Origin of the sequence: Pseudarthrobacter sp. YAF2 (assembly GCF_052113345.1) — a bacterium.
Lineage (GTDB): Bacteria > Actinomycetota > Actinomycetes > Actinomycetales > Micrococcaceae > Arthrobacter.
Genome location: NZ_JBFRDA010000002.1, coordinates 394,687 through 400,719 on the forward strand (window position 1 = coordinate 394,687; position 6,033 = coordinate 400,719).

Genomic DNA, 6,033 nt, shown 5'->3' on the forward strand with positions numbered 1-6,033 from the left:
TGGGTATGCGGATGCCTCCATCTTGCGTCGCCCGCGGCTCCGGCAACTGCCGGAGCCTGCGGCGCAATGGCATCTCGATGCGTCCTTCGCCAAGGGCCTGCGCCGCATGTCCTGGCTGGACCGAACCCAGATGGGCCCTCCCATGAACCAGCCTCTCCCCCCTTCCGACGGCACCAGCAGAAGCTTTGTCACCGACGAACCCCGGACGGACCTCACCACCGGCCGTCCGGCCATCAGCAACAAATTATGGGCCGGTATGGCCACGGCGGCCGTTGTGGCCGCGATGGGCGTCGGCGCGATGGCGGCGCCGCCTGCCTCCGTCAGCGGGGGCACACCTGCGGCAGCCGTCCAGATTGCGGAGGCCGCCGCGCCGTCGCCGGGTCCCGCCGTTGAATCCGGCGCCGCGGCCGACGCGGCCGGGCAAAACGCACCCGATGCGGCAGCCGCCGTCGCCGCGCCGGCACCGGCGGCCGCTCCGGCAGCGGAGGCAGCGCCCGCCCCCGAGCCCCCGCCGGCCCCGGCACCAGCCCCCGAACCGGCGCCCGCGCCTGCCCCCGCACCGGCAGGTGACCCCAACGTTTACACGGTGGTTTCCGGCGACACTGTGGGCGGGATTGCTGCCAGCCACGGCGTGGACATGAATGCCATGCTCGCGGCCAACGGGCTGGGCACCTACAGCATCATCTACCCGGGCCAGACGCTTCTGCTGACCGGCCCTGCCATAGCAGTGGCCGCCCCGGCCCCAGCTCCAGCCGCGGCACCCGCCCCCGCGCCGGCCCCGGCCCCCGCCGCGGCTCCGGCACCTGCGCCGGCGGCTCCCGCCGTCCGCACCATCTACGTGGCAGGGTCCGGCGGCCAGTCAATGGTGGACGCATGCATCGGACCCATCCACTTCACCCCGAACGACGGGTACTCGCTGTTCATCACCGAGCACGATTTCTGCGGCGGCTGGGCACGGTTCTCCGGAATCGGCGTGGGTGAGACGGTGAGCATCCCCGGCTACGGAACCTACACGGTGACGGGCCGCGGCACAGTCCCCAATCCCGGAACCACCAACGACGTGATTGCGGTCTTCGGCGGGTTCCCGCGGGCCATCCTGCAAACCTGCATCCCGGGCACCAGCACGATGCTTCTGATCGCGTTGAACTGACGCTGCCCAACCAACACTTCACAAACTTGTCCGCGGGTCCTGGCCCCATGGGGTGGATCCGCGGACAAGGCCACGATGCACCGCCGCGCTACATGCTGTGGCGCTCCGAAATGTGTTCCACCAGTTCGCCCACGCGCTGCTCCGAGTAGTTGCGTGCGATGTCGCCCTGGCTGATGATGCCCACGAGCCTGTGATCGGAGATCACAGGAAGCCGGCGGATCTGGTGCTTCTCCATCATGTCGATGGCAGCGTCAATGTTGGCGTCGGCGTCGATGCAGAACGGTTTGCCGGAAGCGAGGTCGCGGGCCGTCATCTGGCCGGGGTCGCGGCCGGCTGCGACGCACTTGAGCACAATGTCGCGGTCGGTGATCATGCCCTTCAACTTCCCGTCGTCCCCGCAGATCGGCAGGGCGCCGCAATCGAGGTCCATCATCATGCGGGCCGCGTCCACAAGGGACTCGCTTTCACCGATGCATCGCGCATCCGTGGTCATGAATTCACGTACAGCACTCATTCGCTCCTCCTTCATCGATGGCTTATCGACGCAGGGCATCGGGCGCGTGCGCCGATTCTGCCAGAGTACGCCCGCGCCACCACGGTGTCGACGGCGTCTTTCGGCTTAGGGGCCTGGCCGCTGAGGGTGGCAAGAGGAAAGAAAAAGCCTCCGGAACCTGATGGTTCCGGAGGCTTTTCCAAGGGTGGCAGATGAGGGATTCGAACCCCCGTAGGCGTTGCCAGCTGATTTACAGTCAGCCCCCTTTGGCCGCTCGGGTAATCTGCCGAACTTCAAAAGAAGTACCCGCCGATGCAGTGTTCGGAGCGTCCGTTTCCGGTCCGTTCCGCTTCCAGTAACCGCGGGCAAGACAACTTTACAGAACTTCCGGCGAAGAATCGAATCGGGCCCAGTACCACCCGAAAACCCTTGAAATGACGGGAAATGACGCCTGATCAGGCCTCACCCAGGATGCGCCCCGCCAGCTTGGCTTCGAAGCTGAGCGCCTGCTCCGCGGTGATCTGGTTCAGCTGCACCGCCCGCTGGAGGTCCGCCCGCACCCCCTCCATCCGGGCGGAAGCATCCGCCACCGGGCTGAAGACGATCGAGGCCGCCACTGCCGCCACCGCCACCGAGGATGCCGCTGTTGCCACCGCCCCGGCTGCAGCTGAGGTGGTCCGGGTGACGTAACGGGCGGCTTTGCGGTGCATGGTGTTCCCTTCGAGCTTTGGTCCAACTGCTCCAACTCTCACCAGGGCGCCTTCGTTCCCGCAGAGCGTCCGCTGAGAGGGAACTGTGAATTCATCGCCACCCCCGGCCCGGGCATCCGTATTAGGCTTGAACCCAGTGATCCAGGCCCTGTTCCGTGCAGGGTTCCCATCAGCAAAAGGAGAGTCATGGCAGGCGAGTCAACGTTCGACGTCGTAAGCAAAGTGGACAAGCAGGAAGTGGCCAACGCCCTCAACCAGGCCCAGAAGGAACTCACGCAGCGCTACGACTTCAAGGGCGTCGGCGCCGAGGTGGACTTCAGCGGCGAGAAGATCCTCATGAAGGCCAACTCCGAGGAGCGCGTGCTGGCCGTCCTGGACGTGCTGCAGTCCAAGCTGATCCGCCGCGGCATTTCGCTGAAGTCGCTGGACACCGGCGAGCCCTACGCATCCGGCAAGGAGTTCCGCCTGGAGGCCTCCATCAAGGAGGGCATCGCCCAGGACCTGGCCAAGAAAATCAACAAGCTGATCCGCGACGAAGCCCCCAAGTCGGTCAAGTCGCAGATCCAGGGCGATGAACTGCGCGTTTCCTCCAAGTCCCGTGACGACCTTCAGGCCACCATGGCGCTGCTCAAGGACTTCGAGGAAGCCGACCTGCAGTTCGTGAACTTCCGCAGCTAGGTGCAGCCGCCGTCGTTCTCGACGCGCAACTAATATTCCGCTGCGCAAAATGGCCGGCGCACCCGATATGTAGGGGGCGCCGGCCGTTTTGTGCCTCGACGATGGGTTTGCGTGTCGCAGGTGGGTTTGCACGTCGCGCACCGGATGCCGGCCAAGGGACACTTCCGACGCCGGGCCCGGCGCCGTCCGGAAGCGGCTAGAGTTGCCGGCCGGCCATCCGTTCCAGCCGGACGATGCGGTCCCGCATGGGCGGGTGGGTGGCGAACAGCTTGTTGATGGCGCCGCCGCGGAACGGGTTGGCAATCATCAGGTGCGAGGCGTTGACCAGGCGCTGGTCCTGCGGCAGCGGTGCAATGCTGACGCCGCGCTCAATCTTGGCCAGGGCTGAGGCTAGCGCCAACGGATCGCCGGTGAGCTGGGACCCGTCCTCATCGGCGTCGTACTCCCTGGTGCGGGAGATGGCCATCTGGATCAGCGACGCCGCGAAGGGCGCCAGCAGGGCCATGGCGATCATCGCCAGCGGGTTGGCGTTCCGCCGGTCGCCGCCGCCGAAGAACAGCAGCATCTGCCCCACCGAGGTGATCACGCCGGCCACGGCGGCAGCCACCGAGGAGGTGAGGATGTCGCGGTTGTAGACGTGCATGAGCTCGTGCCCCAGCACCCCACGGAGCTCGCGCGCATCCAGGAGCTGCAGGATGCCTTCGGTACAACAGACGGCGGCATTGCGGGGGTTGCGTCCGGTGGCGAAGGCGTTGGGGTTCATGGTGGGCGAGACATAGATGCGCGGCATCGGCTGGTTGGCGCGGGCCGAGAGCTCACGCACAATCTGGTACAGCTGCGGGGCCTGCGCCTCGGCGACCGGAAAGGCCTGCATGGAGCGGATGGCGATCTTGTCGCTGTTCCAGTAGCCGTAGAACGTGGTGCCGACGCCGATCAGCGCCATGATCACGATGGGCGCCGAGCTGCGCGTCCCCACCCCGATCAGTCCGCCAAGGCCCAGCAGCACCGCCCACAGGACGCCGAACAGCGCCGCCGTCTTCAAGCCGTTGTGATGATTGTGCACGTTTCCTCCTCACTAAGGGAACGGTCCGCCAGGGTACCGGGTTCCGTGCGTCGTACTGGCGGAATCCCGGCTGCAGTTGCGCCGCCAGCCATGCGCCCGCAATGCACAACGCACCGCCGAGCAGCAGGACCCAGCCCTCATTCAGAATCCTAGTCGCGCCGCCGGCCAACAGGTCGCCGATCCGCGGACCGCCGGCCCCCAACCAGACGCACCCGTCAGTGCGTCGAGACGGTTTCGCGCTGCCTGCTGTCGTCCTTTTCTTCATCCGGTTCAGCTGCTGCCAGCGTGGCCCCGGCGGCGGCAGGCGACAGGCTGGACGCCATGTCATGGTGCCGCCCGATGACAGCCGTGGCAATGGCATTTCCAAGGATGTTGGTGGCGGTTCGTCCCATGTCCAGGATTTGGTCGATCACCAGCAGGACGCCGATACCGGCCGCCGGAATACCAAAGGCGGGGACGACGGCGGCCACGACCACGAGCGAACCGCGCGGAACGCCGGCCATGCCCTTGCTGCTGAGCAACAGCATGGCCGTCATCGCGATCTGCTGGCCGAGGTCCATGTCGATGCCGTACGCGTTGATGAGGAAAACGGAGGCGAACGTCATGTACATCATGGAGCCGTCAACGTTGAAGGAGTAGCCCAGGGGAAGAACGAAACCGGTGGTTCGTTTCTCGATGCCGAACTTGGTGAGACCCTCGATGAGCTTGGGCAGAGCCGCTTCGCTGCTGGAGGTGGCAAAGGCGATGACCATGGGTTCACGCACGATCCGGACCAGGCGGAACGCTGCCCGCCCGAGGAAAGCGACGGCGACGGCAATCATGAGGACCCACAGAACCGAAAGGGAAACGTAGAATCCGCCGATGAACGAGGCATAGGTGGCAAAGGCATCCAGGCCCTTGGAGGTAAAGGCTGCCGCGATACCGGCAAAAACGCCCACCGGGGCCGCTTTCATCACATATCCGGTGACCTTCAGCATGACGCCCATCAGCTCGTCGATGGCATCCGCTATGGAGGAGCGGCCTTTCTTCCGGAGGTTCAGCAGGGCGATGCCGAAGAGAGCGCCGAAGACGAGGATCTGGAGGGGGTTGTTTTCGGTCAGTGCGGCGAAGACGCTCGTGGGGATGATGTGGATAACAAACGCCTGGTAATCGAGGGGCTTCGATTCCAGCCCCGCATCGCCGCCCGGCATCAGGTTGAGCCCGTCACCGACGTTGAGCACGTGGGCGGTGATGAAACCGAAGGCGCCCACCAGGACGGAGGCGGACAGGAACCAGATCATGGAGCGCCCAAAGAGCTTACCCACGCCTGCGGATTTGGCTGCTCCCGCGATGCCCGAAACAAGGGTGGCGAAGATCAGTGGAGCGATGATCATCTTGATCAGGTTCAGGAACATGTGCGTAACCGTGTCCAGGACCGTAACGACCGATCCGCGGGCGTCTGCCGCGAGCAGCCAGTGGAACAGCAGGCCGCCGAGTATTCCGAGAATTAGTGCGGCGAGTATCCACATGGTTGATTTGTTCTTCATATCCATCCTTGGGTAAATGCCGGGAAGTCAGCCCCGGGCCGGGACGGTCCTCGTCGCTGAGGTCCGCTGCTGTGTCATCGGTTGGCGAAATTCGGGCACGTTCATGTGCCCCTGAGCCGAAGGCCCAGGGGACGAATTGCGGGTGGGGCCTACTTGCTGAGGTTTGCCAGGCGTTCGGGGCTGAGGAGGTCCTGGAGCTGGGCGTCGGTGAGGAGCCCGTGTTCGAGGACGAGTTCGGCTACGCCCTTGCCGGTGGCAAGTGCCTCCTGGGCGATGGCGGTGGCCGTGGCGTAGCCGAGGTGGGGATTCAAGGCGGTGACCAGGCCGATGGACTGCTCCACGGTGCGGCGCAGGTGTTCGGTGTTGGCGGTGATTCCACTGATGCAGCGGGCCGTGAGGGTGCGGCAGGCTGC

At 65.5% G+C, this 6,033-nt stretch carries 6 protein-coding genes, 1 tRNA gene and 2 pseudogenes; 2 read left to right on the top strand and 7 right to left on the bottom strand.

The window, feature by feature from the left end:
* The first annotated feature begins 142 nt into the window (after positions 1-142).
* Positions 143-1,150: a LysM peptidoglycan-binding domain-containing protein gene (locus AB4Y79_RS03845; protein WP_441858876.1), complete on the top strand. Its 1,008-nt coding sequence runs from the start codon at positions 143-145 to the stop codon at positions 1,148-1,150.
* Positions 1,151-1,238: 88 nt separating this feature from the next.
* Here the strand turns inward: AB4Y79_RS03845 and AB4Y79_RS03850 are convergent, their stop codons facing one another.
* The 3 genes from AB4Y79_RS03850 to AB4Y79_RS03860 form a co-directional block, all read right to left on the bottom strand.
* Positions 1,239-1,664 carry a CBS domain-containing protein gene (locus AB4Y79_RS03850; RefSeq protein WP_308930206.1) on the bottom strand — a complete coding sequence of 142 codons (426 nt, stop codon included), beginning with the start codon at positions 1,662-1,664 and terminating at the stop codon, positions 1,239-1,241.
* A 185-nt stretch (positions 1,665-1,849) separates the two neighbouring features.
* A tRNA-Tyr gene (locus AB4Y79_RS03855) sits at positions 1,850-1,931 on the bottom strand.
* A gap of 167 nt (positions 1,932-2,098) precedes the next feature.
* Positions 2,099-2,353, bottom strand: a complete 255-nt coding sequence (locus AB4Y79_RS03860) for a hypothetical protein (RefSeq protein WP_441858879.1) — start codon at positions 2,351-2,353, stop codon at positions 2,099-2,101.
* Between the two features lie 186 nt (positions 2,354-2,539).
* On the opposite strand from AB4Y79_RS03860, the gene AB4Y79_RS03865 reads away from it, so the two are divergent.
* Positions 2,540-3,031: a YajQ family cyclic di-GMP-binding protein gene (locus AB4Y79_RS03865; protein ID WP_018760541.1), complete on the top strand. Its 492-nt coding sequence runs from the start codon at positions 2,540-2,542 to the stop codon at positions 3,029-3,031.
* A 196-nt stretch (positions 3,032-3,227) separates the two neighbouring features.
* On the opposite strand, the gene htpX is transcribed toward AB4Y79_RS03865, so the two are convergent.
* From htpX to aspA, 4 genes and pseudogenes are all read right to left on the bottom strand, one after another.
* Positions 3,228-4,094 (bottom strand): zinc metalloprotease HtpX, encoded by an 867-nt coding sequence (gene htpX / locus AB4Y79_RS03870; RefSeq protein ID WP_441858881.1) that lies wholly within the window; start codon positions 4,092-4,094, stop codon positions 3,228-3,230.
* A gap of 31 nt (positions 4,095-4,125) precedes the next feature.
* Positions 4,126-4,290 (bottom strand): annotated as a pseudogene (locus AB4Y79_RS03875) (MFS transporter); the annotation flags it as partial.
* A 19-nt stretch (positions 4,291-4,309) separates the two neighbouring features.
* The gene (locus tag AB4Y79_RS03880; protein ID WP_441858883.1) at positions 4,310-5,620 is read right to left on the bottom strand and encodes a dicarboxylate/amino acid:cation symporter; all 1,311 of its coding nucleotides are present in this window, start codon (positions 5,618-5,620) and stop codon (positions 4,310-4,312) included.
* A 149-nt stretch (positions 5,621-5,769) separates the two neighbouring features.
* Positions 5,770-6,033: pseudogene (gene aspA / locus AB4Y79_RS03885) on the bottom strand (aspartate ammonia-lyase); the annotation flags it as partial.

Excerpts from the sequence above, each read along its gene's own strand:
- AB4Y79_RS03845 (WP_441858876.1), top strand. The coding sequence starts at position 143 with ATGAACCAGCCTCTCCCCCCTTCCGACGGCACCAGCAGAAGCTTTGTC.
- AB4Y79_RS03850 (WP_308930206.1), bottom strand. The coding sequence starts at position 1,664 with ATGAGTGCTGTACGTGAATTCATGACCACGGATGCGCGATGCATCGGT.
- AB4Y79_RS03860 (WP_441858879.1), bottom strand. The coding sequence starts at position 2,353 with ATGCACCGCAAAGCCGCCCGTTACGTCACCCGGACCACCTCAGCTGCA.
- AB4Y79_RS03865 (WP_018760541.1), top strand. The coding sequence starts at position 2,540 with ATGGCAGGCGAGTCAACGTTCGACGTCGTAAGCAAAGTGGACAAGCAG.
- AB4Y79_RS03880 (WP_441858883.1), bottom strand. The coding sequence starts at position 5,620 with ATGAAGAACAAATCAACCATGTGGATACTCGCCGCACTAATTCTCGGA.